Source organism: Pseudoxanthomonas sp. Soil82, from assembly GCF_040446535.1.
Lineage (GTDB): Bacteria > Pseudomonadota > Gammaproteobacteria > Xanthomonadales > Xanthomonadaceae > Pseudoxanthomonas > Pseudoxanthomonas kaohsiungensis.
Genome location: NZ_JBEAAK010000005.1, coordinates 285557 through 311408 on the forward strand (window position 1 = coordinate 285557; position 25852 = coordinate 311408).

Below are 25852 nucleotides of genomic sequence, written 5' to 3' on the forward strand. Positions count from 1 at the left end.
GGGATCAGTCGGCCAGCTGGTAGACCGCGCCGCAGTACGGGCACTGGGCCTGGTGGCCCGGGTCGTCCTGGATTGGCAGGTAAACGCGTGGATGCGAGTTCCACAGCGCCATCTCCGGGGTCGGGCAGCTCAGCGGCAGGTCGGCGCGGTGCACGGTGTAGCGCTTCTCGGCGTTGGCGGGCGCGTTGGCGATGGTGGTCATGGTGGGCGTCGACGATGCGGAAGCAAGGCGCCAATTCTAGCCCCCCGCCGGTCGCGGCGGACCGTTGCGGGAGAAAAAGGCCGGCTTGCGCGGGGCTGCGGGGATCCGGACCGCGACGTTCCCGGGCTCGAGCGCACGGGAAACACCAGCCCCTTGCAGCCGGTACCCAGGAGCCCGTCGCTCACCCGGACGGAGGTATGAACGCCAACGCCGCGTGCAAAAAAACGCCAGCCCGTCGAAACGGGCTGGCGCGCGGCGGTGGGGAGGGAGACCCGCCGGCTTGCGTGGCCAGGCTTGCGGCCCGGCTTGCCTGGTCGGCTTACTTGGCCTTCGGCACCGAGGCCTCGGTGGTGATGCGCAGGCTGACTTCGTCGCTCACCGCCGGGGCGTAGTTGCCGACGCCGAACTCGGTGCGGCTGAGCGTGGTGGTCGCGTCGAAGCCGATCGTCGGCGCCTTGGTCATGGGGTGGTCGGCGGCCTTGTTCAGGGTGACGTCGAGCACGACCGGGCGGGTGGTGTCCTTGATGGTCAGGTCGCCGGTGACCTTGAGCTTGCCTTCGCCGGCGGCCTCGACCTTGGTGCTCTTGAAGGTCGCCTTCGGGAACTTGGCCGCGTCGAAGAAGTCGGCGCTGCGCAGGTGCTCGTTGAACTTGGCGCTGAAGCCTTCCAGGCCCGACAGCGGCAGGGTCACCTCGACGCTGGACTTGGCGACGTCGGCCACGTCGTAGACGAGCGTGCCCTCGACGTTGCCGAAGCTGGCCGAGGGGTTGGAGAAGCCGAAATGGTTCCACTGCGCCAGCACGGTGGTGTGCGTCGGGTCGATCTTGTAGGTCACCGGGGCCGCGAACGCCGGGGCGGCGGCGAAAGCGAGCAGGGCGGCGGCGGAAAGCAGGCGGATGCGCATGGGATGCTCCTTGTGTAAAGCGGACGGGGTGGGTCGAGGCGGCGCGCGCGTCACTCGATGCGCGCGGCCTCGTCGAACGACAGCCGCGGCGAGCGCGGGTAGATGCTGGCGGGATCGCCCTGGCCGAGATTGACCAGGATGTCGGACTTGATGTTCGTGCCGGCGAAGAACGCCTCGTCGACCTTGCCGTTGTCGAAGCCGGTCATCGGGCCGGCGTCCAGGCCCAGCGCGCGGGCGGCGACGATCAGGTAGGCGGCCTGCAGCGAGCTGTTGCGCAGCGACGGCTTTTCGCGGCCTTCGCGCGGGCCGTCGAACCAGGACTTGGCGTCGGCGTGCGGGAACAGGTACGGCAGCTTTTCGTGGAAGTCCTCGTCGCGGCCGATGATGACGGTCACCGGCGCGGCCATGGTCTTCTTGTAGTTGCCTTCCGCCAGCGCCGGGCCGAGCTTGGCCTTGGCCTCGGCGGACTTCACGAATACGAACCGGGCCGGGGTGGTGTTGGCCTGGGTCGGGCCGAACTTCAACAGGTCGTAGAGCTGGCGCAGGGTGGCGTCGCTGACGTCGCCGGTGAAGGCGTTGTAGGTGCGGGCGGTGCGGAACAGCTGGTCCAGCGCGGCATCGTTCAACGGGTGCGGCATGATCGGTCCTTGGAATGGCGGGTCGGAAGGCCGGTGGTGCGTCCCCTGCCCGGCCTCCAGGCAGGCGGCCAGTGTAGAGTGTTGCATCCATGATTTTGTGAACCCATTCCGGAACGAATTGATGTCGTTTCCGCAACAAAAAGCACTGGATTCCACGACCTGGCTGCTGACCGACGGACATGCCGGCAACGTCCGCCAGGCCGCGGCGCTGGCCCGTGCGTTGGGCGTCGCCGCGCCAGTGACGCCGGCGCTGGACCCCGCCGCACCCTGGCGCTGGCTGGCGCCACGGCGCCTGCCGGGGGCCGCTCGCGCCTTCGGCCCGGCATTCGCCGCAGCACTGGCCGGAACGATCCCCGCGCTGGCCATCGGTTGCGGCCGCCAGGGCGCGCTGGCCACGCGGCTGGTGGGCGCGCGTGGCGCGCGCACCGTGCAGGTGCTGGATCCACGCATCGATCCGCGGCACTGGGACCTGGTGGTCGCGCCCAGCCACGACCGCCTGCGCGGCGCCAACGTGGTCCCGATGCTCGGTAGCCTCAATCCGGTCGACGACGCCTGGCTGACCGACGCGAGCGCGCGCTTCCCCGCGCTGCTGGCGCTGCCGCGGCCACGCATCGTGCTGCTCGTGGGCGGACCCACCCGGCATGCGCCCTGGACGACCGCGGCGCTGCAGGTGCTGCTGGCGCGGTTGCGCGAGCGGATACGCGCCGAAGGTGGAAGCCTGCTCGCCACGGTCTCGCGGCGCACGCCGGCTCCGGTTGCCGCCTGCCTGCGCGAAGGCCTGCGCGACATGCCCGGCCTGCTGTGGGACGGTGCCGGCGACAATCCCTATGCGGGCCTGCTCGCCTGCGCCGACCGGCTGGTGTGTACCCCGGACTCGGTCAACATGCTCTCGGAGGCCTGCGCCACCGCAGCCCCGGTGTTCGTGCTGGACCCCGGTTGCGCGGGCGGCCGGATCGGCCAGTTCCTGGGGGCGCTGCAGGACCGGGGGCGGGTCCGCGCGGTGGGCGACGGGAGCCTACCATCGTTCGCCGCACCGGCGCTGCGCGAGACCGCGCGGGTGGCCGCGGAAGTGCGCATGCGGCTGTGGCCGAAGCTGGTCGACGGCGACGGGACATCGCGCGGCTGAGCGAAACTCAGGCGTCGCTGCCGGCGGCCGGCTCGAAATCGAGACCGCATGCGCGCAACGCCTCGTCCACCGCCGCGCGTGCCTGCGCGATCGCCTCGGTGGGCGCGGCCAGGCGCGGGCGCCGGTCGAGGGTGCAGGCCAGGCCCACGTCCAGCAGCACCGCGTGCGCCGCGTGCAGCGAACGGGCGATGTCCGGCGCGAGCCATCCGCAGGCGGCCAGCGCGTCCAGCAGCGCCGGCGTGTCGCGCGGCTGCAGCAGGCCGGCATGGGCGGACGCCTGCGCCAGCACGCCGAACTGCACCAGGAATTCCAGGTCGACCAGCCCACCGGCGCCCTGCTTGAGGTCGAACCTCGCCGCATCGCTGCGGTCCAGCTCGGCGCGCATGCGCCGGCGCATGTGCATCACGTCGCCGGCCAGCGCCGGGACGTCGCGGTGGCGGCCGAGCGTCTGCGCGCGCACCCGCTCGAACGCTTCGCGCAGCGAAGCATCGCCTGCCACCGGCCGCGCCCGCACCAAGGCCTGGTGCTCCCACGTCCAGGCACGTTGCCGCTGGTAGTCCTCGTAGCTGGACAGGGTCGAGACCAGCAGGCTCTTGCCGCCGTCGGGGCGCAGGCGCATGTCGGTCTCGTAGAGCCGGCCGGCACTGGTCACCGCGCCGAGCAAGGCGACGACCTTCTGCGCCAGCCGCGCGTACCAGCGCGACGCCTCCAGCGGCCGCCTGCCTTCCGAGACCGCGGCCGGATCGGCGTCGTAGAGGAACACGAGGTCCAGGTCGGAGCCGAAACCCAGCTCGCGTCCACCCAGGCTGCCGTAGCCGATGACGGCGAAGCGGCCACCGGGCAGCGCGCCATGCGCGGCGAACACCTCGGCTTCGGCCATGCGCAGCACCTCGTCCACGACCGCATCGGCCAGGGCCGCCAGCTGCCGGGCGCTGTCCTCTGCCGGCTGGCGGCGATCCAGCGCGGCCAGCGCGATGCGGAAGCTCAGGGCCTGCCGCACCTCGTTGAGCGCGCGCAACGCCGCTTCCGGATCGCCCTCGTCCTGCGCCTTGACCGCGGCCACGCAGGCGGCGCGCATCGCCGCCTCGTCCGGCATGGTGCCGGCGACGCGCGCATCGAGCAGTTCATCCAGCAACAGCGGATAGCTGGCGATGCGCTCGGCCAGCAGCGCGCTGCGCGCGAGCACGTCGACCAGCCGCGCCAGCGCGCTGGGCTGCTCGTCGAGCAGCGCCAGGTAGCTCGCGCGACGCAGGATCGCCTGCAGCAATGCGAGCAGGCGCCGCAGGGCAGCTTCCGGCTGCGCCGAGCGCGCCGCCGCGGCCAGCAGTGCCGGCACCACGCGATCGAGCCGCTTGCGCGCCGCATCGGACAGCGCGCGCACGCCATTGCCGCGGGCGAAGTCGCGCAGCGACGCGTCCGCCCCTTCGGCATCGCCGAAGCCCGCATCGGCCAGCACCTGCGCCTGCCCCGCTTCCGGCAGGCCGCGCCAGTAGCTCTCGAGCGCGTCCGGCGCGGCTTCGCCGCGGCGCGGCACCAGCAGCGCGTCGAACTCGGCCGACACCTGCGCCCGGCATCGCGCCAGCGCCCGGGCCAGCGCATCCCAGTCGGCGTAACCGAGCGCCAGCGCCACCCGCGAGCGGTCCTCCGCGTCGGCCGGAAGCGCGTGCGTCTGCGCATCGCGCAGCATCTGCACGCGGTTCTCCAGCCGGCGCAGGTAGCGGTAGGCGTCTTCCAGGTCCCGGCCGTGGTCCGGCGCGATCTGCCCGGCCGCGACCAGCGCGCGAAGCGCGGGCAGCAGGCGCCGTCCGCGCAGTTCCGGTTCGCGACCGCCGCGGATCAGCTGCAGCGACTGCACCAGGAACTCGATCTCGCGGATCCCGCCGGGGCCGCGCTTGAGGTCGTCGGCCATGTCGCGGCGCTGCACCTCGGCGACGATCGCCGCCTTCATCGTGCGCAGGCCGTCCAGGGCGGTGTAGTCCAGGTAGCGGCGGTAGACGAACGGACGCAAGGTCTCCAGCCATGCTTCCCCGGCGGCGGTGTCGCCGGCCACGGCACGCGCCTTGAGCCAGGCATAGCGCTCCCAGTCGCGGCCCTCGCGCTGGAAATACTGGTCCATCGCCGCGAACGACCACGCCACCCGGCCGGCGTTGCCGAACGGGCGCAGCCGGAGGTCGACCCGATGGCAGAAGCCGTCGGCGGTCGCCTCGTCGAGCAGCTTCGCCAGGCGCTGGCCCAGGCGCGCGAAATAGTCCTCGGCCGCCAGCGTGCGGCGTCCGTCCGACTCGCCGTCGTGCGGGTAGGCGTAGACCAGGTCGACGTCGGAGGAGAAGTTCAGCTCGCCCCCGCCGAGCTTGCCCAGCCCGAACACGACCAGGCGCTGCGCACGGCCGTCTGCATCGCGGACCACGCCATGGCGTTCTTCGAATTCGCCCTCGACCGCCGCCAGCGCCAGGCGCAGGCACGATTCGGCCAGGCGGGTGCTGCCGGCCAGGGTCGCATCCACGTCGTCCAGGCCCAGCACGTCCCGCCATACCAGCCGGGTGGATTCGGCGGTGCGGTACAGGCGCAGCAGGGTGGGCCAGGCCAGCGGCTGCGCCGGATCGAGCTCCGGCTCCGGCCACGGGCCCGGATCGGCCGCCGCCAGGTGCGCCAGCAGCGCTGGCTGGCGGCGCAGGGTTTCGATCGCGAAGTCGCTGGCCAGTGCCACCCGCGCGATCCGCTCGCGCAGGCCGGGATCTTCGAGCAGCAATTCCACCTGCGGCGAGGTGGCGCCAAGGGTAGCCAGCGCGCGGGCACCGATGCGCTCACGCAGCACGGCAGGACTGGCGGATGGCGTTGCGGAAGCGTCGTCGGGTGGCAGGCTCATCGCGCCGATTGTGGCACGCGCCTCCGCGGCCCTCCGCCGCGCGCCGCGCGCCGCGCCCCGCACCGGGCGCCGGACCACGCTTCGGCAGGCATCGGCGCCGCCACTTCGCGACGCGGCCACTACGGCACGCCACCCTGCGCATGTGCGCCCCACAGGCGCCAGGCAATAAAAAAGCCCGCTTGCAGCGAACTGCCAGCGGGCCTGCTCCCTCCCCCACGTCGGGATGCGGGGCCATCGTGAAGGAGCCGTTAGGCGCTTTGCACGCTGCACTGCAAAACAGCACCGGGAGGTTCAATTTCCCGCTTTTTTCCGGCCAAAACTGAATACGGATAACCGACGGGATGACACCGGTGCCACCGATACCAGTCGCTCTAGCGCAGCATGGCCGGCTGGGCGTTGAACCACTCCTGGGCGCGGACCAGGTGCATGTCGCGCTGTCCGTTCCGCAGGTCGACACCCGCCGACAGCAGGCCCATTCGCGCGAGCAGTTGGCCCTGGCGTTGGCCATCGGCCAGGCGCAGGCGCGCCTGCACTTCGTAGCGGTCGTTGCTGGCATGCACGCTGTCCAGGACCAGGGTGTCGCCCTGCCACCGCACCTGCGCGCGCGCCTGGACCTGGCCCGAGTCGACCAGCCGGTCCATCCAGCGCGGATACCCCTGCCCGCTGCCGAACAGGTCAAGCAGGAAACCGACGTCGCGCGCCTGCACCTTGACCTTGCCGGACACCGAGTCCGGCGCGGCCAGGTCGATCCGCGCGCTAGGCAGGTCGACATTGGCCCACCAGCCCTGCCGCGCCTGCCCGTCCGCGGACTTGAAGCTCACGTTGCGCAGCCGCACCTGGCTGCCGTCGAGGACGAACTCGCGTTGGGCCAGGTCGGCGCGCCGCAGTTGCGCGTCGAGCGCCACGTCGCCCTTGAGCTGCCGTCCACCCATCGACATGCGCGCTGCATGGCCCTCCACGCCCACCGTGCCGTGGCCGATGTTGCCGACGCCGTCCAGCCGCAGGTCGGCGCTGGCAGTGCCGCTGCCGCCATCGATCCGCATCTGCTCGGACAGGAAGCGGTTGTAGACGCGCAGGTCCGGCACCTGCGCGTCGGTGAAGCGCAGGTGCGCGCTGGTCGCACCCATGGCCCCGCCCTGCATCGGCCGGCCTTCGATGGTGAGGTCGAGCTGCAGGTCGTCGCCCTTCGCATAGGGCGCCCCGGTACCGGCGGCGCCGGCGATCGAGTACCCGTCCAGCTGCACCGCCAGGCGGGTCTGCAGCGGACCGTCGCCTTGGGCGACCAGGTCGGCACGCACCCGCCCCTGGCCGCTGATGTGGTTGTCCATGACCACCGCCGTCACCGCCACCTGCGGCAGCTCCACGTGGCTGCCCGGGGCCGGCCGGCCCTGGTCCAGCCGCAGGTCGGCGACCAGGTCGCCCGAGCCGTCCAGTTGCAGCCAGTCCGGCGCGTTGAACATCGTGGTCACCCAGGCCAGCGACGGGAAGCGCCAGTGGCCGACGACGTGTCCCGAGGCGCGCGGCAGGACGGCGGGCAATCCGCCCTGGGTCGGGAGCTCGCGGCCCTGCAGGCGCATCTCCGCGTCGACGTCGAGGACGCCACCGTCGCGCTGGGGCACCTGCAGGCGCAGCGCAATGTCGTCGTCGACGCTGGCCTGCACCTGCAGCTGGCCGCCCAGCGGTGCACCGGTGATGCCGACGCCCCGCATCGGTGCGGTCCAGCTCAGCGTTCCGCCCGGCTGCAGCACGCCATCGCGCATTTCCAGGCGCGCATGCAGCTGGCCGCCACCGGGCGTGGTGGCGACATGGAAACGCCCCTGCGGATCGAAGTAGCCGCGCAGCGAGGAGCCCTCGCCGTCGATCGACACGCTGCCGTCGGTGAGCAGCAGCTTGCGCATCCCGGGCGCCTGGGCGCGGGTATGGCGCTTGATCGCGAAGCTGCCGTCGACCCGGATGCGGTCCAGCAGCGGGTCGCCGTCGGCCAGCAGGCGCGCACTGTCGAAATGCAGCGACGAGGGCAGGATCTGCATCGGTCCGCCGCGCAGCTGCTTGGAGAAGCCGAACACCGCCTGGCCATCGCCTTCCAGCACCAGTTCATCGAAATGGCCGCGCAGGACGTGGTCGGCGGCGATCCGGTCGAACAGCAGGGTCCAGCCGCCCGGGCGTGGTGGTGGCGGCTCGCGGTTGCGCTCCACATGGCGCGCACCGCCGGTGACGCCCGAGGCGACCACCTCGGGTACGCGGATCTCCTTGCGCAGCAGCGGCCACAACGCCAGCCGGCCGCGCATCCGCTGCGCCTGGACGTCCCAGTAGATCTGCCGGACCTGGCCCTGCAGGCGCACGTCGCGCGCGACGACATGGCCCGGATAGAGGGTGAATGCCCGGCCCCACTGCGCCTGGAACTTTTCCGGCTGGCGGTTTGCCGTCCAGGGGCCGACCGGGGTGTTGAGGAACAGGTTGCCCAGCAGCAGGTACGCGCCGTAGGCGACCAGCAGCGTCCACAACGTGCGTCGCAGCCAGCGCGGCCGGCCGCGCCAGAAATCCAGCCAGCCGGCCCACCCTCGCCGGATCGCGCCGCTTACCGAATCGAACGTCCGCGTGCGTGCTTCCATGGTCGACGACCTTCCTGCAGCCGGGGCCAGCGCACGCTACCGCGAATGCGGGCGACGCGCACCTGCGTGGAAGCGCCCGGCGCGCCGCCCGGTGGCGACCCGGACCGCCGGCTGCCGTCGCGCCGCAACCAGGCAGCGATCAGGCCGCCACCTCGGCTGCGGCCTGCATGCGGCGCACGCGCACCGCCGCGGCCAGGCGCTCGAGCACCTGCACCGAACGTTCCCAGTCCAGGCAGCCGTCGGTGATGCTCTGCCCGTAGACGAGCGCGCGGCCGTCGACCAGTTCCTGGCGGCCACCGACCAGGTGGCTTTCCACCATCACCCCGATGATGCGCCCGTCACCACCACCGACCTGGGCGGCAATGTCGTCCACCACGGCCGGCTGGTTGTCCGGGTTCTTGCCGCTGTTAGCGTGGCTGGCATCGATCATGATCCGCGGCGCGATCCCGGCCTTGACCAGCACGTCGCTGGCCGCCTGCACGCTGGCGGCGTCGTAGTTGGGGGCCTTGCCGCCGCGCAGGATGACGTGGCTGTCCGGATTGCCGCGGGTGGCCACGATCGCCGTGCCGCCGGCCTTGGTCACCGAGAGGAAGTGGTGCGGATGCGAGGCCGCGCCGACCGCATCGGCGGCGATCTTCACGTCGCCGGTGGTGCCGTTCTTGAATCCGACCGGGCAGGACAGGCCCGACGCCAGCTCGCGGTGCACCTGGCTCTCGGTGGTGCGCGCGCCGATCGCACCCCACGCCACCAGGTCGGCGATGTACTGCGGCGAGATCACGTCGAGGAACTCCACGCCTGCCGGCAGGCCGAGCTCGTTGATCTGCTCCAGCAGCCCGCGCGCCACGCGCAATCCCTTGTTGATGTTGAAGCTGCCGTCCAGGTCGGGGTCGTTGATCAGGCCCTTCCATCCCACCGTGGTGCGTGGCTTCTCGAAGTACACGCGCATCACGACCTCCAGTTCGCCGGCCAGCGCGTCGCGCAGCGGGCGCAGGCGGCGTGCGTAATCGAGCGCGGCGTCCGGATCGTGGATCGAACATGGGCCGATCACCACCGCCAGGCGGTCGTCCTGGCCATGGAGGATGCGGTGCAGCGCCCGGCGCGAGCCGTCCACCGTTTCGGAGGCGGTCTCCGAGCACGGCAGTTCTGCGATCAGCTGGGCGGGTGGAACCAGTGCATCGATGCGGCGGATGCGCAGGTCGTCGGTATGGGGGGCCATGGGGGGAAACTCCTGGGATCGTGTTCGCTTCCCGCCGGAGGCTGGCGACAAAAAAGCCGCCAGGATCTCTGGCGGCTTTCAGGGGATGTGTTCTTCGGATCAACTCAGAACGCGCGTACCCCTTCCTCCGCCAGTGGCTTCGGAAAGTAATACCAGAAGTAAAAGCGGGCGCGCTGCGTGTTCACGGCGCCATTGATAACAGCCGGTTCCGGGGCGCGCAACCGTTTCAGCGGCAACGTGGCCGGGGTGCGTGCGAGCGTCTGCGCGTAGAAGAAGCGGCCTTCTAATGCGGGGCGTCGGCCACCGAGGCTTCTGACTTCCAACTTCGGGCGTGCTTGGCTGAAGCGCGGCTCCGGAAGGGGCCGCCGCAGAGCGTGGCTTCAGGTGCATATGGCCACGGAGGAAGCAGAGGGTAATGAGAGGCAGGACGCCGGCGCGAGCGACGACCCCCATGGCGGCAGGACGGCGGCCCCGTCCGAAGCTAGATCGCCCCCCAACAAATTTCGATCCGGCCCGGCAACGGATGCGCATCGGCCACTCGGGCCAGCAACGTCCCGCAACCGTGGGGAGAGGCAAAGAAAAACCCCGCCAGGCGGCGGGGTTTTCCGTGGTGCTTGCAACAGAGGCGGAGCGGATCAGAAATCCATGCCGCCCATGCCGCCCATGCCACCGGCGCCCGGCATCGCCGGCTCGTCCTTCTTCGGGGCCTCGGCCACCATCGCTTCGGTGGTGATCATCAGGCCCGCGATCGAAGCGGCGTTCTGCAGCGCGGTGCGGGTGACCTTGGTCGGGTCCAGGATGCCGAACTGCACCATGTCGCCGAACTGGCCGTTGGCGGCGTTGTAGCCGAAGTTGCCCGAACCGGCCTTGACCTGGTTCACGATCACCGACGGCTCTTCGCCGGCGTTGGTGACGATCTCGCGCAGCGGCGCTTCCATCGCGCGCAGGGCGATCTGGATGCCGTGGTTCTGGTCTTCGTTGATGCCCTTCAGGCCTTCGATCGCCGCCTTGGCACGCAGCAGGGCGACGCCGCCGCCCGGGACCACGCCTTCTTCCACCGCCGCACGGGTCGCGTGCAGGGCGTCTTCGACGCGCGCCTTCTTCTCCTTCATCTCCACCTCGGTGGCTGCGCCGACCTTGATCACGGCCACGCCGCCGGCCAGCTTGGCCACGCGCTCCTGCAGCTTCTCGCGGTCGTAGTCCGAGGAGGTCTCCTCGATCTGCGCCTTGATCTGCTTGATGCGCGACTCGATGGCGGCGGTGTCGCCGGCGCCGTCGATGATGGTGGTGTTCTCCTTGGAGACCTGCACCTTCTTGGCGCGGCCCAGGTCCTTGATCGTGGCCTTTTCCAGCTGCAGGCCGACTTCCTCGGAGATCACGGTACCGCCGGTCAGGGTGGCCATGTCTTCCAGCATCGCCTTGCGGCGGTCGCCGAAGCCCGGGGCCTTCACGGCCACGACCTTGACGATGCCGCGGATGGTGTTGACCACCAGGGTCGCCAGGGCCTCGCCCTCGACTTCCTCGGCGACGATCAGCAGCGGCTTGCCGGCCTTGGCCACGCCCTCGAGGACGGGCAGCAGGTCGCGCACGTTGGAGATCTTCTTGTCGTGCAGCAGGATGAACGGGTCATCCAGGTCGGCGCTCTGCGACTGCTGGTTGTTGATGAAGTACGGCGACAGGTAGCCGCGGTCGAACTGCATGCCCTCGACCACGTCCAGCTCGTTGTCCAGGCCCGAGCCTTCCTCGACGGTGATCACGCCTTCCTTGCCGACCTTCTTCATCGCCTCGGCGATGATGTTGCCGATCGACTCGTCGGAGTTCGCCGAGATCGTGCCGACCTGGGCGATCGCGTTGTCGTCGGCGGTCGGCTTGGACAGGTTCTTCAGTTCGGCGACGGCGGCCACGACGGCCTTGTCGATGCCGCGCTTGAGGTCCATCGGGTTCATGCCGGCGGCCACGGCCTTCATGCCCTCGCGGATGAAAGCCTGGGCCAGCACGGTGGCGGTGGTGGTGCCGTCGCCGGCGTTGTCGGAGGTCTTGGAAGCGACTTCCTTGACCATCTGCGCGCCCATGTTCTCGAACTTGTCGGCCAGCTCGATCTCCTTGGCGACGGACACGCCGTCCTTGGTGATCGTCGGGGCGCCGAAGCTCTTCTCGAGCACGACGTTGCGGCCCTTCGGGCCCAGGGTCGCCTTGACGGCGTTGGCGAGCACGTTCACGCCGCGGACCATGCGGGCGCGGGCGTCTTCACCGAAACGAATATCCTTGGCAGCCATTGCGGAATTACCTCAGTTCTGTGATTGCGGGTTTGGGATGCGGCGAAGCGGCGGGCTCAGCCCAGCACGGCGAAGATGTCGTCTTCCTTCACCACCAGGTATTCGGTGCCGTCGAGCTTGACCTCGGTGCCGGCGTACTTGCCGAACAGCACCTGGTCGCCGACCTTGACCTTCGGCGCGCGCACGTTGCCGTTGTCGAACACCTTGCCCTCGCCCACGGCGACGACCTGGCCCTTGATCGGCTTCTCGGTGGCCGAATCCGGGATCACGATGCCACCGGCGGAGACCTTCTCTTCCTCGGTGCGCTTGATGACGACGCGGTCGTACAGCGGCTTGATGTTGCTCATGTTTCAATCCCTCTCAAGTGATTGACTGGGTTGGAAAAAGGGCGGTAACTCTAGCACTCGCCTGTTGCGACTGCCAGCACCGCGGGCGCAGAAAACCCGGATCGGGGACCGGGATGAAAGGGCAGATGGGGCGCGGACGCCGGGCTTTCAAGGGCCGCCCGGCGAGGTTTCTCCCGGACGGGTCCGGGGCGACGCCGGCTCCCGTGGAGGACCCGGCCGGGGCGTGGGAAGTCCGCGCGCGTCGCCTGCGCCCACGGCCCAGCGTTGCCGGCAAGCCGGGCGCCCGGGGGCGAGCCCCGCGCGCCCGGCCCGGTACACTTCCGCCATGCCGGTCCACCTCGTGTTCTGCAGCTGCCCCGACTCCGACACCGCCCAGCGCCTGGCCGCCACCCTGGTCGAGGCCCGGCTGGCCGCGTGCGTGAGCCTGCTGCCGCCGATGCGCTCGGTATACCGCTGGCAGGGCGCCATCGAGCAGGCCGACGAGGTCCTGCTGCTGGCCAAGACCGCGGCCGACCGCACGCCGGCCCTGGTCAGCCGGCTGCGCGAGCTGCATCCCTATGAACTCCCCGAGATCGTGGCGGTCGAAGCCGCCGCCGGCCTGCCCGCCTACCTGGACTGGGTGGCCGATGCCACCCGCGAGTGAACCCCGCCCCATGCCATCCACGTTCCGTCGCCTGATCCCGGCCCTGCTCCACTGCCTGCTGGCCGCTCCCGTGCTGTTGGCGGCGCTGCCCGCCGCCGCGATCGACCAGGACGACCTGCTGCCGGTCGACGAGGCCTTCGTCCTCACCGCCAGCGCCCCCTCGCGCGACCGCATCGACCTGCGCTGGAAGATCGCCGACGGCTATTACCTGTACCGGCACCGGACCGCGGTCACCGCCAGCGGCGGCTTCAGCGGCGGCACCCTGCGCCTGCCCGACGGCACCCGCCACACCGACGAGTTCTTCGGCCCGGTGGAGACCTACCGCCGCGAGCTGGTCGCCACGCTCGACGGCAAGGCGCTGGGCGACGGCCCGGTGCAGCTGGAGGTCAAGTACCAGGGCTGCGCCGACGTGGGTATCTGCTACCCGCCGCAGACGCGGCGCCTGCAGGTGGCGCTGCCCGCGGCCGCATCCACCGGCCGGGCGCAGGGGACGCCGTCGGGCCTGCCCGGCCTGGCCGCTTTCGGCGGCACCGCCGCCGGTGCGCCACGCGGTCTGGCCTTGCCCGGCCAGGTGCCGCTGCCCGACGCCCAAGCCTTTGTCGTGGAGGCGATCGCCGACGGTGGCAACCGGATCCTGGTGCGGATGCAACCGGCCCCTGGCTACTACCTCTACCGCGACCGCAGCCGGTTCGTGCTGGAGGGGGATCCGGGCCTGGCGGCGCAGGCGCCGCGCTGGCCCGAAGGCACGCGCCACCACGACGAACACTTCGGCGAAGTGGTGGTGTTCTTCGACCCGGTCGAGGTCCAGGTGCCCGTGCGGCGGGCCCATGCCGACCCGGCCCAGGCCACCCTGGTGGCGACTTTCCAGGGATGCCAGACCGATGGCATCTGCTACCCGCCGATGACGCGCCGCCTGCCGGTCGACCTTCCGGCCGGACGGATCGATGCCGCCGCGCTGGTGCCGGTGCAGGCCGGTCCCGTTGCCCCCGCCGAAGCGCCTGAGGTGGCGACGGCCGCGCAAGCCGGCGAAGGCGAGCCGGTCGCGGCCACCGCAGGCGAGGCAGCGGCCGGCCCGTCGACGGATGCATCCGCCGGCAACGCGCAACGCACGCGCGCACCGCCGCCGGTCCAGGCGCCGCGCCTGGCCGGGATCCTGCTGCTGGCCCTGCTCGGCGGCCTGGTCCTGAACCTGATGCCGTGCGTGCTGCCGATCCTCTCGCTCAAGGCGCTGGGCCTGGCGCAGAGCGGCGAGAGCGCGCACCGCGCGCGCCGCCACGCCCTCTGGTACACGGCCGGCGTGCTGGTCGCCTTCGCCGCGGTAGGCGCGCTGGTGGTCGGCCTGCGCGCGGCCGGACAGGCGGCCGGCTGGGGATTCCAGCTGCAGCAGCCCTGGTTCGTGGCCGCGCTGGCCTACCTGATGTTCGCCGTCGGCCTGAGCCTGTCGGGCGTGTTCACCCTCGGTGGCGGGATCGGCGGCGGACTGGCGGCGACGCGCAGCGGACCGGCCGGCGACTTCCTCACCGGGGTGCTGGCCTGCGTCGTCGCCAGCCCCTGCATCGCGCCGTTCATGGGTCCGGCGCTGGCCTACGCCTTCGCCGCACCGGCATGGACCGGGATGCTGGTCTTCCTGGCCCTGGGCCTGGGCCTGGCGCTGCCGTTCCTGCTGATCGGCTTCGTGCCCGCGCTGGCCCGCCGCCTGCCGCAGCCTGGCGCGTGGATGGAGACGCTCAAGCAGCTGCTCGCCTTCCCGATGTACCTGACCGCGATCTGGCTGCTGTGGATCCTGGGCCGCCAGCGCGGCGCGGATGCGATCGCGCTGGTGCTGGCAGGGGCGACCTTGCTGGCACTGGCGTTGTGGTGGTTCGAGCGCAGCCGCTGGCAGGGGCGCCGGGCCGGTACCGCGCTGGCCGCGGCGCTGGCGCTGCTCGCCCTGGCGCCGGTGTGGGGCGTGACCCGGATCGCCCCGGCGGCCGCCGCGGCGCCGACCGACGGCGTCGTCGCCTACTCCGCCGACGCGCTCGACCGCCTGCGCGCCGGCAACCGCGTGGTGTTCGTCAACATGACCGCCGACTGGTGCGTCACCTGCAAGGCCAACGAACGCAACGTGCTTTCCAGCGACGCCTTCCATGGCCTGCTCGAGCGCACGCAGGCGGTCTACATGCGCGGCGACTGGACCAACACCGACCCGGCGATCAGCGCGTTCCTCGAACAGCACCACGCGGTCGGCGTGCCGCTGTACGTGGTCTACGGACCCGGCGCGCCCCCGGCGGTCCTGCCGCCCGTGCTGACCCCGGCCATCGTCGAAGACGCGCTGCTGCGCGCCGCGGCGCGATGACGCCCGGGCGCCTCCTGCTGGTGGTCGCCGCCGCGGCCGCCGCGCTCGGCCTGGTGGCCGGCCTGTGGCACGGCCGCAGCCCGCTGCAGGACAGCGAAGCGGGGCAGCGCGCCTTGCAGGCGGCCGCCAACGCCAGCGCGCCGGCCCCGCCCGCCGGGGTACATCCGGCACGTCCGGGCGACCCGCTGCCGCCGATCCGGCTGCCCGACCTGGACGGCAACGCCGTCGATCTGGCCTCGATCGCGCCGGGCCGGCCGCTGCTGGTGAATGTCTGGGCCAGCTGGTGCGGACCCTGCGTGGAGGAGATGCCGGAGCTGCAGCGCTTCGCCCGCTCCCAGCCTGCGGATGGGGTGCAGGTGGTGGGGCTGGCCCTGGACACGCCCGAGGGCGTGCGCGGCTTCCTGGCGCGGGTGCCGGTGGACTATCCGATCCTGCTGGAAACACCGGGACCGGCCGATGCCAGCGTCTGGCTCGGCAACACCCGTGGCCTGCTGCCGTACACCGTCCTGGTCGACGCCCAGGGGCGGGTGCGGAAGCAGAAGCTGGGTCCGTTCGCCGAGGGCGAGGTCGCGGACTGGGCGGTGCATTGACGGCCTGCGCACGCGGAGTGCGCACCCGTCCGCAGTTCACCCGGATTCAATCATTCGCTTGAAACGCGCTTAACTTCGCCGAACTGGACAGTAATGGCGCCTTCGCGCAGACTGCCGCCCTTTCCGGTCCCGCAACCCCGATGGCCCGACTGCTGGTCCTGCACGGCCCCAACCTCAACCTGCTCGGCAGCCGCGAGCCGGAGGTCTACGGGCGCACGACGCTGGCCGACATCGATGCCGGCCTCAGCGCACAGGCCGCCGCGGCCGGCCATGTGCTGGAGTCGTTCCAGTCCAACGCCGAGCACGCCCTGGTCGACCGGGTCCAGGCCGCCCGCGGCGACGGCACCGCCTTCATCCTGATCAACCCCGCCGCCTTCACCCATACCTCGGTCGCCCTGCGCGACGCGCTGGCGGCGGTGGCGATCCCGTTCATCGAGATCCACCTGTCCAACCCGCACGCCCGCGAACCGTTCCGCCAGCACAGCTACTTCAGCGACAAGGCGGTCGGCGTGGTCTGCGGGTTCGGCGCCGACAGCTACCGCTACGCCCTCGATGCCGCGCTGGCGCGGCTGACCGGCTGACGTTTCCCCCTGTAAACCGCGCGCCCCCGGCGCGGCGCTCCCACCACAGAGGCCACCATGGACCTGCGCAAGATCAAGAAGCTCATCGACCTGCTCGAAGAATCCAACCTCGCCGAGATCGAGATCAAGGAGGGCGAGGAGAGCGTGCGCCTGTCGCGCATCCCGACCGGCGTGGCCGTGGCCGCCCCGGCCGCCGCGCTGGAAGTGCGCTCGCCGGCGGCCGCCGCGCCTGCCGCCGCGCCGATGCCGATGAGCTCGCCCACCGAATCGGCCACCGGCGGCACCGCCAAGGCCGGCGCCGACCTGCCGCCGGGCCATGTCGTGCGCGCACCGATGGTCGGCACCTACTACGCCGCGCCGGCGCCGGACAAGCCGGCCTTCGTCACCGTCGGGCAGCAGGTCAAGGCTGGCGAGACCCTGGGCATCATCGAGGCGATGAAGATGTTCAACCCGATCGAGGCCGACGTCGCCGGCACGGTGGTCGCGATCCTGTGCGAAAGCGGCCAGCCGATCGAGTTCGACCAGCCGCTGTTCGTGATCGGGTAAGCGGGACGTTCGCGCGCCAACGGCGCCGAGCCCGCGAACGCCCACCGGCCTGCTGGCCGGCGGCTGGAAGAACGAACTGGGAAACGAACATGCTCGATAAAGTCGTCATCGCCAACCGTGGCGAGATCGCCCTGCGGATCCTGCGCGCCTGCCACGCCATGGGCATCCGCACCGTAGCCGTGCATTCCACGGTGGACCGCAACCTCAAGCACGTAGCCATGGCCGACGAGTCGGTCTGTATCGGCCCTGCGCCCTCGGCCGACAGCTACCTCAACATGGCCTCGATAATTGCTGCCGCCGAGGTCACCGACGCGCAGGCCATCCACCCCGGCTACGGCTTCCTGTCCGAGAACGCCGACTTCGCCGAGCGGGTGGAGCAGTCCGGCTTCATCTTCATCGGCCCCAAGGCCGACACGATCCGCCTGATGGGCGACAAGGTCGAGGCGATCCGCGCGATGAAGGCCGCCGGCGTGCCGTGCGTGCCCGGTTCGGGCGGCCCGCTGGGCGAGGACATCGTCGCCAACACCAAGATCGCCCGCGAGATCGGCTACCCGGTGATCATCAAGGCCGCTGGCGGCGGCGGTGGTCGCGGCATGCGCGTGGTCCATTCGGAAGCCGCGCTGGCCAACGCCATCACCACGACCAAGACCGAAGCCAAGGCCGCGTTCGGCAATGGCGAGGTCTACATGGAGAAGTTCCTGGAGAATCCGCGCCACGTGGAGATCCAGGTGCTGGCCGACGGCCAGGGCAACGCCATCCACCTGGGCGAGCGCGACTGCTCGATGCAGCGCCGCCACCAGAAGGTGGTCGAGGAAGCGCCAGCGCCGGGCATCACCACCGAACAGCGCGCGCAGATCGGCAAGGTCTGCGTGGAAGCCTGCATCCGCATCGGCTACCGCGGCGCGGGCACGTTCGAGTTCCTGTACGAGGACGGGCGCTTCTACTTCATCGAGATGAACACCCGCATCCAGGTCGAGCATCCGGTCACCGAGATGGTCACCGGCATCGACCTGGTCGCCGAGCAGCTGCGCATCGCCGCCGGCAACAAGCTGTCGATCCGGCAGGAGGACGTCGTCCTGGAAGGCCACGCGATCGAATGCCGGATCAACGCCGAGGACCCGGAGACCTTCATCCCCAGCCCCGGCCTGATCCAGCACTTCCATGCCCCGGGCGGTCCGGGCGTGCGCGTGGACACCCATATCTACGAGGGTTACCGCGTGCCGCCGAACTACGACTCGATGGTCGGCAAGCTGATCGTGCACGCGCCCGACCGCGCCACCGCGATCGCGCGCATGCGCGTGGCGCTGAGCGAGATGGTCGTGGACGGGATCAAGACCAACATCCCGCTGCAGCAGCGGATCATGCGCGACCAGGGGTTCCAGGCCGGCGGCCAGAACATCCACTACCTGGAAAAGCGCCTGGCCGAGCGCAAGAACAAGTCGATCGCGCTGGGCTGAGCGGTGTAGCGGGGACCAGCTCCCCGCGTACGCTGTTGTAGGAGCCGATTCATCGGCGACCCGAGGCCGCGGGCACAGGCGATGCCGCCCGCGATCCAGGCGCCCGTGTCGCCCATGAGGATGGGCTCCTACACAAATGCCGACATGGCGGCCCTGGGTAGGAGCCGATTCATCGGCGACCCGACGCCGCAGGCACAGGCGACGCCGCCCGCGCTCCAGGCGCCCGTGTCGCCCATGAGGATGGGCTCCTACACAAATGCCGACATGGCGGCCCTGGGTAGGAGCCGATTCATCGGCGACCCGACGCCGCGGGCACAGGCGATGCCGCCCGCGATCCAGGCGCCCGTGTCGCCCATGAGATGGGCTCCTACACAAATGCCGACACGGCGGCCCTGGGTAGGAGCCGATTCATCGGCGACCCGACGCCGCAGGCACAGGCGACGCCGCCCGCGATCCAGGCGCCCGTGTCGCCCATGAGGATGGGCTCCTACACAAATGCCGACATGGCGGCCCTCTGTAGGAGCCGATTCATCGGCGACCCGACGCCGCGGGCACAAGCGACGCCGCCCGCGCTCCAGGCGCCCGTGTCGCCCATGAGGATGGGCTCCTACAGCAGATCGGCGGGTGGGCCGCGTGAGACAATCGGCGTCCGCCCCACGCGCCACCGCCGACATGCCCTACCTGGAACTGAGCCTGCGCAGCACCGAGGCCGAGCAGCCGCGCTACGAGCGCGCGCTGGAGGACGTCGGCGCGCTGTCGGTGACCCTGCTCGACGCCGACGCCGACACGCCCAACGAGCGCGCGATCCTCGAACCGGGCGTGGGCGAAACCCCGATCTGGAAATCGCTGGTGCTGACCGCGCTGTTCGACGCCGACACCGACGCGCTGGCCCTGCTGGCGGCGCTGGAGGCGTTCGACCCCGGGCTGGACTGGGCCAGTGCCGGCTTCCGCAAGGTCGAGGACGAGGACTGGGAGCGCGCCTGGCTGGACCAGTTCCAGCCGATGCGCTTCGGCGATCGCACCTGGATCGTGCCCTGGAACCATGAACTGCCGGCGGAGGCCGACGTCCCCGGCGCGGCAGTGGTGAGGCTCGACCCGGGCCTGGCATTCGGCTCGGGGACCCATCCGACCACCGCCCTGTGCCTGCGCTGGCTCGATGCGCTGGCCGGCGATGGCCTGCTGCGCGATGCGCGCATGCTCGACTTCGGCTGCGGCTCGGGCATCCTCGCCCTGGCCGCGCTGAAGCTCGGGGCCGCGGCCGCGGTCGGCGTGGACAACGACCCGCAGGCGCTGCTCGCCACCCACGACAACGCGCAGCGCAACGCGGTCGACGCGCGCCTGGCCGTATACCTGCCGCAGGACGAGCCGGCTTCGACATACCCCGTGGTGGTGGCCAACATCCTGGCCACCGCGCTGGACGCGCTGGCCGAAGTGCTGGCCGCACGCGTGGCTCCCGGCGGGCGCATCGCCCTGTCGGGCATCCTGCAAGGCCAGGAGCCGGAGCTGCTGCAGCGCTACGCCGCCTGGTTCGACGACCTGCAGGTCGCCGTCGACGGTGACTGGGTACGGATCGACGGCGTCCGCCGCTGACCTGCTGGCAAACGGGTGCGGGAAGCAGCGTCGACATGCTTGAATAGCCGCATGTTCTTCCCCTGCCCGCACTGCCAGTTCCTGGTCGCCTACCACCCGCAGTCGCGGCCGCTGCCTGCGCAATGTCCGCGCTGCGGCCGGCCGTTGCAGGAGGACATCGACACGACACCTGGCGCCAGCGAGGGGCCACTGGACGGACAGGCGCAGGACAGCGCCGCGCCCGTCGATGCGCCGATGCCCGGATCCGGCCGGGACGCCGATGCGGTGCCCGGCGAGGCATCGATCGCGATCGAAGCGCAGGCCAACCCTACGGCGCCCGCGCCTCCAGCCGGCACCGGTTTCGCAGGACGACTGCACCGCCGGGGCTGGGAACGCTGGCAGTGGCCGCTGGTCGCCCTGCTCGCGCTGCTGCTCGCCTTGCAGGTCCTGTTGGCCGACCGCGCCAACCTTGCCGCCGACCCGCGCTGGCGTCCGCTTGTCGGAACGCTCTGCGACGCGCTGGGCTGCGAGTTGCCGGCCTGGCACGAGCCGACCGCGTTCACCATGCTCGACCGCAAGGTGCGGCCCGAAGCCGGGCGTCCCGGAGCGCTGCGCGTGGACGCGACCTTCCGCAACGATGCGCGTTGGCCGCAAGCCTGGCCAGCGTTGCAGCTGGCCCTGTCAGATGCGGACGGGCGGGTGCTCGGCAGCCACGTGTTCGCCCCCGGCGATTACCTTGGCGCCGAGCCGGGTACGTTGCTGTCGCCCGGACAGAGTGCGCAAGTCACCTTTCTGGTGCAGGAACCGTCGCCAGGCACGGTCGCCTTCTCGTTCGAGTTCCGCTGAACACGCACGGGCGCGGCCGGCCAATGGCAGCGGGGGGAATCCCGCGCTAGACTCCCCTGCCCGCTTCGAAGCGGCCCGCACTTTCCCGGAACTCCCGTGCAGCAGAACGCCACCGCCCGCGCCGATACCGGCCGCACCGCTTCCCGTCCGCCGTTGCGCGAGCACGTGGCCCAGTCGGTCCGCCGCTACCTGCGCGACCTGGATGGCGTCGACGCGAACGACGTCTACGAGATCGTGCTGCGCGAGATGGAGATCCCGCTGTTCGTGGAAGTGCTCAACCACTGCGAAGGCAACCAGAGCCGCGCCGCGGCGCTGCTGGGAATCCATCGCGCCACTCTGCGCAAGAAGCTCAAGGACTACGGCCTGGCGTAGAGCCGGGCTTGCCCGGCTGGGGTCCCGCCGGCGATTCCGGTCCGGCCAGGCAACCCCGGCCCCGACGGTAGCCATATCCAGCGGAGCGGAGCGATCCGGCCCGGTACAATACCGGCCCCGTTCCGCTGCCCCCTCCCCCATGACCGCCGATTTCCTGCCCGTCCGCCGGGCATTGCTGTCCGTTTCCGACAAGACCGGCCTGCTTGAGCTGGCCCGCGCCCTGGCCGCGCTTGGCGTCGAACTGCTCTCCACGGGCGGCACCGCGCGCGCGCTGCGGGAAGCCGGCCTGGCGGTGAAGGACGTGGCCGACGTCACCGGCTTCCCGGAAATGATGGACGGGCGGGTCAAGACCCTGCACCCGCTGGTGCACGGCGGCCTGCTCGGGCGCGCCGGCGTGGACGAGGCGGTGATGGCCCAGCACGGCATCGGCGCGATCGACCTGCTGGTGCTGAACCTGTACCCGTTCGAATCGGTGACCGCCAAGGCCGACTGCACGCTGGCCGATGCGGTGGAGAACATCGACATCGGCGGCCCGGCGATGCTGCGCTCGGCGGCCAAGAACTTCGCCCGCGTCGCCGTGGCCACCTCGCCAGGCCAGTACCCGGCATTGCTGGCCGAACTGCAGGGCAACGACGGCGCGCTGTCGGCGGCGACCCGCTTCGCGATGTCGGTGGCCGCGTTCAACCGCGTCGCCCAGTACGACGCGGCGATCAGCAACTACCTGTCGGCAGTGACCGACACCGCCGCGCAGGTGCCGGTGCGCGCCGAGTATCCGGCGCAGATGAACTCCACCTTCGTCAAGGTCATGGACCTGCGCTACGGCGAGAACCCGCACCAGTCCGGCGCCTTCTACCGCGACCTGTACCCGGTGCCCGGCACGCTGGCCACCTTCACCCAGCTGCAGGGCAAGGAACTGAGCTACAACAACCTGGCCGACAGCGACGCGGCCTGGGAATGCGTGCGCCAGTTCGACGTGCCGGCCTGCGTGATCGTCAAGCACGCCAACCCGTGCGGCGTGGCCGTGGCCGCCGACGTGGGCCAGGCCTACGAGCTGGCCTACGCCACCGACCCGACCTCGGCGTTCGGCGGCATCCTGGCGTTCAACCGCACGCTCGACGCGGCCACCGCCAAGGCGATCCTGGACCGCCAGTTCGTCGAGGTGCTGATCGCGCCGGACTACGAGGAAGGCGCGCTGGATTACGCGAAGAAGAAGGCCAACGTGCGCGTGCTGCGCATCCCCCACGGCGCCGGCCTGAACAACTACGACTCCAAGCGCGTCGGCTCCGGACTGCTGCTGCAGTCCTCGGACAACCGCGGCATGAGCGCCGGCGAACTGAAGGTGGTGACGAAGCTCGCTCCGACCGACGCGCAACTGGGCGACCTGCTGTTCGCCTGGCGGGTGGCCAAGTTCGTCAAGTCCAATGCGATCGTCTATGCCAGGGACCTGCGCACCATTGGCGTGGGCGCCGGCCAGATGAGCCGCGTGTATTCGGCGCGCATCGCCGGGATCAAGGCGGCCGACGCCGACCTGGTGGTGGAGGGCTCGGTGATGGCCTCCGATGCGTTCTTCCCGTTCCGCGACGGCATCGATGCGGCGGCCGCGGCCGGGATCAAGGCGGTGATCCAGCCGGGCGGCTCGATGCGCGACGCCGAGGTGGTCGCCGCGGCCGACGAGCACGGGATCGCCATGGTGTTTACCGGCGTGCGCCACTTCCGCCACTGAGGCGGCGAGCGCCGCACGGTCGCGACGCGGGGTCATCTTCGGCGCGCTGGCGGCGGCAACGCCGGCCCGGCGCTCGGCCAGCGATTCCGCGCGCATGGCGTGCCCGTCCGCCGGGCGCATAACGCGCCTTGACGCCGGACCGGCTAGGCTGGCTGCCTGTCCATCCAGGGAGGCGGCGCCATGTGGATCCGCGAGGAAGGCCCCGACGACGTCGATGCGATACACGACCTCGTGCGCAAGGCCTTCGCCGGCTATCCCGGCGAAGGCAAGCTGGAAAGCCGTACCGTCGACACGCTGCGCGCCGATCACGCGCTGGCCGTGTCGCTGGTGGCCGACATCGACGGCCGCATCGCCGGCCATGTCGCCTTCTCGCCGGCGCGGCCCTCGCGCGATGGCGATCGCTGGTACGTGCTCGGCCCGATCGCGGTCGACCCCGCCGACCAGGGCCATGGCATCGGCGCCGCGCTGGTGCGCGCCGGCCTGCGCATCCTCGAGGAGCGCGAGGCCAATGGCTGCGTCGTGCTGGGCGATCCCGCGTACTACGCGCGCTTCGGTTTCCGGCCCGACCCGTTGCTGACCCTGCCCGCCGCACCGGACGGCGCCTTCCAGGCGCTGCGGTTCACCGACGCCGGTTCGGCCGGCGAGGTGGTGCTGCACGCGGCGTTCGGCCACCACGAGTACGACTGAAACGATCGACGGCCGCGCCGCGGCGGCTGGGCGGCACGGGCGGGCACGGTAGAATCGCGCTCCCTCCCCAGCCATCGAGCCCGCCCGCATGTCCAAAGTCCTCGTGATCGGATCCGGTGGCCGCGAGCACGCGCTGGCGTGGAAGCTCGCCCAGTCGCCGCGGGTGACCGAAGTGATCGTCGCGCCGGGCAACGCGGGCACCGCCACCGAGGCGCGCTGCCGCAACGTGGCGGTCAAGGTCACCGACATCGAGGGACTGCTGGCGCTCGCCCGGGACGAAGGCGTCAGCCTGACCGTGGTCGGTCCGGAGGTGCCGCTGGTGGCCGGCGTGGTCGACCGCTTCCGCGCCGCCGGCCTGCGCATCTTCGGGCCCACCGCGGCGGCCGCGCAGCTGGAAGGCAGCAAGGCCTTCGCCAAGGATTTCCTCGCCCGCCACGGCATCCCGACCGCGTTCTACGCGGTGCACACCGATGTCGACGCCGCGCTCGCCTACATCCGCTCCAAGGGCGCGCCGATCGTGGTCAAGGCCGACGGCCTGGCCGCCGGCAAGGGCGTGATCGTGGCCATGACCCTGGAGGAAGCCGAGGACGCGGTGCGCGACATGCTCTCCGGCAACGCCTTCGGCGACGCCGGCGCACGCGTGGTGATCGAGGAGTTCCTGGAGGGCGAGGAAGCCAGCTTCATCTCCATGGTCGACGGCCGCACCGCCCTGCCGATGGCCACCAGCCAGGACCACAAGCGTGTCGGTGACGGCGACACCGGCCCCAACACCGGCGGCATGGGTGCCTACTCGCCCGCGCCGGTGGTCACGCCCGAGGTGCACGCGCGGGTGATGCGCGAGGTGGTCGAACCGACCGTCCAAGGCATGATCGCCGATGGCGTCGCGTTCACCGGCTTCCTCTACGCGGGCCTGATGATCGACGCCTCCGGGGCGCCCAAGGTGATCGAGTTCAACGTGCGCTTCGGCGATCCGGAAACCCAGCCGGTGATGCTGCGCCTGCAGTCGGACCTGGTCGAACTGGTGGAGGCGGCGATCGATGGCCGCCTGCACGAAGCCCGGGCGCAATGGGATCCGCGCCCCTCGCTGGGCGTGGTGATGGCGGCGCGGCCCTATCCGGAAACGCCAGTCACCGGCGACGTGATCAACGGGCTGAACGCCGTTCCGGCGGGGGCCAAGGTTTTCCATGCCGGCACCGCGCTGGACGCGTCCGGCAACGTGGTCAGCGCCGGTGGCCGGGTGCTGTGCGTGGCCGCGCTGGGCGACTCGGTGGGCGACGCGCAGCGGCGCGCCTACGCGGGCGTCGACGCGATCCACTGGGCCAACGAATTCCACCGCAACGACATCGGCTGGCGCGCGATCGAGCGCGAGCGCGGCTGAGCCGCGGCGCCCGCCACGCAGGCATTCAGACGTTGGCGTCCTCGGGAGGCAGGCCCGTGGCCAGCGGCGCGGCGCCGGGGGCATCGGCAGCGGTTTCCGGGCAGCGCGCGTCGAGCGTGTAGGCGGTCATCGACAGCGAGCCGTACGCGTACCCGTCGACCAGCACCTCGGCGGCCCGCCCGGCCGCCGCGGACAGACCCGCCACGTACAGCAACGGCAGGAAATGGTCCGGCGTGGGCACCGCCAGGCGGAAGTCCGGGTGCGAGCCCAGCGAGGGCACGTCGTGCGGCCGCTCGAGCATCAGCTGGCGCGCATGCTCGTCGAAGCGGCGGGCCCAGTCGAACGCGCCGTCGGGCTGCTGCCAGTCGATCGCGCGCAGGTTGTGCACGACGTTGCCGCTGCCGACCACCAGGACCCCACGCTCGCGCAGCGCGGCCAGCTTCGCGCCAAGCGCCAGGTGCCACTCCGGCGGCTTGCGCGCGTCGATCGACAGCTGCACCACGGGGATGTCGGCCTCGGGGAAGGCATGCACCAGGACCGACCAGGTGCCATGGTCGATGCCCCAGCCGTCGACATCGGCGCCGACATGGTCGGGACTGACCGCGTCGGCGACCTCGTCCACCAGGTCCGGCAGGCCCGGCGCCGGGTACTGCACGTCGAACAGCGCCTGCGGGAAACCGTAGAAGTCGTGGATGGTGCGCGGCCGCGCCATCGCCGTCACCGCCGTGGCGTTGACGTACCAGTGCGCCGACACGGCCAGGATCGCGCGCGGCCGCGGCACCGCCGCGCCGAAGGCGCGCCAGGCCTCGGTGAAGCGGTTGCGCTCCAGCGCGTTCATCGGGCTGCCGTGGCCGAGGAACGCGGCCGGCATCGGCCGCGCTGCGACCGTGGTCGGAATGCTCATGGGAACCTCGCGACGCATGGGGGCCACCACTCTA

At 71.2% G+C, this 25852-nt stretch carries 22 protein-coding genes; 13 read left to right on the forward strand and 9 right to left on the reverse strand.

Annotation, left to right across the window (positions count from 1 at the left end):
* Nucleotides 1-4: 4 nt before the first annotated feature.
* From ABKA19_RS15055 to ABKA19_RS15065, 3 genes are all read right to left on the reverse strand, one after another.
* Complete coding sequence (locus ABKA19_RS15055) at nucleotides 5-202, reverse strand: zinc-finger domain-containing protein (RefSeq protein WP_353689591.1); 198 nt, start codon at nucleotides 200-202, stop codon at nucleotides 5-7.
* A 319-nt stretch (nucleotides 203-521) separates the two neighbouring features.
* Nucleotides 522-1106 (reverse strand): YceI family protein, encoded by a 585-nt coding sequence (locus ABKA19_RS15060; protein WP_353689592.1) that lies wholly within the window; start codon nucleotides 1104-1106, stop codon nucleotides 522-524.
* 50 nt (nucleotides 1107-1156) lie between these two features.
* Entirely contained in the window at nucleotides 1157-1744 is a 588-nt protein-coding gene (locus tag ABKA19_RS15065; protein ID WP_162377867.1) for a malonic semialdehyde reductase, read from the reverse strand.
* Between the two features lie 121 nt (nucleotides 1745-1865).
* On the opposite strand from ABKA19_RS15065, the gene ABKA19_RS15070 reads away from it, so the two are divergent.
* Nucleotides 1866-2870, forward strand: coding sequence for a mitochondrial fission ELM1 family protein (locus tag ABKA19_RS15070; RefSeq protein ID WP_353689593.1), 1005 nt, complete (start codon nucleotides 1866-1868; stop codon nucleotides 2868-2870).
* A gap of 7 nt (nucleotides 2871-2877) precedes the next feature.
* Here the strand turns inward: ABKA19_RS15070 and glnE are convergent, their stop codons facing one another.
* From glnE to groES, 5 genes are all read right to left on the reverse strand, one after another.
* Nucleotides 2878-5736: a bifunctional [glutamate--ammonia ligase]-adenylyl-L-tyrosine phosphorylase/[glutamate--ammonia-ligase] adenylyltransferase gene (gene glnE, locus ABKA19_RS15075; RefSeq protein WP_353689594.1), complete on the reverse strand. Its 2859-nt coding sequence runs from the start codon at nucleotides 5734-5736 to the stop codon at nucleotides 2878-2880.
* A gap of 371 nt (nucleotides 5737-6107) precedes the next feature.
* Nucleotides 6108-8348: an AsmA family protein gene (locus ABKA19_RS15080; RefSeq protein ID WP_353689595.1), complete on the reverse strand. Its 2241-nt coding sequence runs from the start codon at nucleotides 8346-8348 to the stop codon at nucleotides 6108-6110.
* Between the two features lie 139 nt (nucleotides 8349-8487).
* The gene (locus ABKA19_RS15085) at nucleotides 8488-9564 is read right to left on the reverse strand and encodes a 3-deoxy-7-phosphoheptulonate synthase (protein ID WP_353689596.1); all 1077 of its coding nucleotides are present in this window, start codon (nucleotides 9562-9564) and stop codon (nucleotides 8488-8490) included.
* A gap of 635 nt (nucleotides 9565-10199) precedes the next feature.
* A complete protein-coding gene (groL, locus tag ABKA19_RS15090; protein WP_353689597.1) occupies nucleotides 10200-11840 on the reverse strand; it encodes a chaperonin GroEL in 1641 nt (546 codons plus the stop codon).
* A 56-nt stretch (nucleotides 11841-11896) separates the two neighbouring features.
* Nucleotides 11897-12187: a co-chaperone GroES gene (groES, locus tag ABKA19_RS15095; protein ID WP_052631102.1), complete on the reverse strand. Its 291-nt coding sequence runs from the start codon at nucleotides 12185-12187 to the stop codon at nucleotides 11897-11899.
* Nucleotides 12188-12512: 325 nt separating this feature from the next.
* Here groES and cutA point away from each other — a divergent pair, with 325 nt between their 5' ends.
* From cutA to purD, 12 genes are all read left to right on the forward strand, one after another.
* Nucleotides 12513-12830: a divalent-cation tolerance protein CutA gene (gene cutA, locus ABKA19_RS15100; protein ID WP_353689598.1), complete on the forward strand. Its 318-nt coding sequence runs from the start codon at nucleotides 12513-12515 to the stop codon at nucleotides 12828-12830.
* Between the two features lie 10 nt (nucleotides 12831-12840).
* Nucleotides 12841-15165, forward strand: a complete 2325-nt coding sequence (locus tag ABKA19_RS15105; protein ID WP_353689599.1) for a protein-disulfide reductase DsbD family protein — start codon at nucleotides 12841-12843, stop codon at nucleotides 15163-15165.
* Nucleotides 15162-15755 carry a TlpA family protein disulfide reductase gene (locus tag ABKA19_RS15110; RefSeq protein WP_353689600.1) on the forward strand — a complete coding sequence of 198 codons (594 nt, stop codon included), beginning with the start codon at nucleotides 15162-15164 and terminating at the stop codon, nucleotides 15753-15755. Before ABKA19_RS15105 ends, ABKA19_RS15110 begins: the two co-directional genes overlap by 4 nt.
* Before the next feature lie 140 nt (nucleotides 15756-15895).
* Nucleotides 15896-16336: a type II 3-dehydroquinate dehydratase gene (gene aroQ / locus ABKA19_RS15115; RefSeq protein WP_162377876.1), complete on the forward strand. Its 441-nt coding sequence runs from the start codon at nucleotides 15896-15898 to the stop codon at nucleotides 16334-16336.
* Between the two features lie 57 nt (nucleotides 16337-16393).
* Nucleotides 16394-16882, forward strand: a complete 489-nt coding sequence (gene accB, locus ABKA19_RS15120) for an acetyl-CoA carboxylase biotin carboxyl carrier protein (RefSeq protein WP_162377877.1) — start codon at nucleotides 16394-16396, stop codon at nucleotides 16880-16882.
* An 89-nt stretch (nucleotides 16883-16971) separates the two neighbouring features.
* The gene (gene accC, locus ABKA19_RS15125; protein WP_353689601.1) at nucleotides 16972-18339 is read left to right on the forward strand and encodes an acetyl-CoA carboxylase biotin carboxylase subunit; all 1368 of its coding nucleotides are present in this window, start codon (nucleotides 16972-16974) and stop codon (nucleotides 18337-18339) included.
* Nucleotides 18340-19011: 672 nt separating this feature from the next.
* The gene (prmA, locus tag ABKA19_RS15130) at nucleotides 19012-19929 is read left to right on the forward strand and encodes a 50S ribosomal protein L11 methyltransferase (protein ID WP_353689685.1); all 918 of its coding nucleotides are present in this window, start codon (nucleotides 19012-19014) and stop codon (nucleotides 19927-19929) included.
* Between the two features lie 51 nt (nucleotides 19930-19980).
* Nucleotides 19981-20754, forward strand: coding sequence for a DUF3426 domain-containing protein (locus ABKA19_RS15135; protein WP_353689602.1), 774 nt, complete (start codon nucleotides 19981-19983; stop codon nucleotides 20752-20754).
* Between the two features lie 96 nt (nucleotides 20755-20850).
* Entirely contained in the window at nucleotides 20851-21126 is a 276-nt protein-coding gene (gene fis / locus ABKA19_RS15140; protein WP_353689603.1) for a DNA-binding transcriptional regulator Fis, read from the forward strand.
* Nucleotides 21127-21265: 139 nt separating this feature from the next.
* Nucleotides 21266-22849, forward strand: a complete 1584-nt coding sequence (gene purH / locus ABKA19_RS15145; RefSeq protein ID WP_353689604.1) for a bifunctional phosphoribosylaminoimidazolecarboxamide formyltransferase/IMP cyclohydrolase — start codon at nucleotides 21266-21268, stop codon at nucleotides 22847-22849.
* A 180-nt stretch (nucleotides 22850-23029) separates the two neighbouring features.
* Entirely contained in the window at nucleotides 23030-23536 is a 507-nt protein-coding gene (locus ABKA19_RS15150) for a GNAT family N-acetyltransferase (protein ID WP_353689605.1), read from the forward strand.
* An 88-nt stretch (nucleotides 23537-23624) separates the two neighbouring features.
* A complete protein-coding gene (purD, locus tag ABKA19_RS15155; RefSeq protein ID WP_353689606.1) occupies nucleotides 23625-24914 on the forward strand; it encodes a phosphoribosylamine--glycine ligase in 1290 nt (429 codons plus the stop codon).
* Between the two features lie 25 nt (nucleotides 24915-24939).
* On the opposite strand, the gene ygiD is transcribed toward purD, so the two are convergent.
* Nucleotides 24940-25818 carry a 4,5-DOPA-extradiol-dioxygenase gene (ygiD, locus tag ABKA19_RS15160; RefSeq protein WP_353689607.1) on the reverse strand — a complete coding sequence of 293 codons (879 nt, stop codon included), beginning with the start codon at nucleotides 25816-25818 and terminating at the stop codon, nucleotides 24940-24942.
* Between the last annotated feature and the right edge of the window lie 34 nt (nucleotides 25819-25852).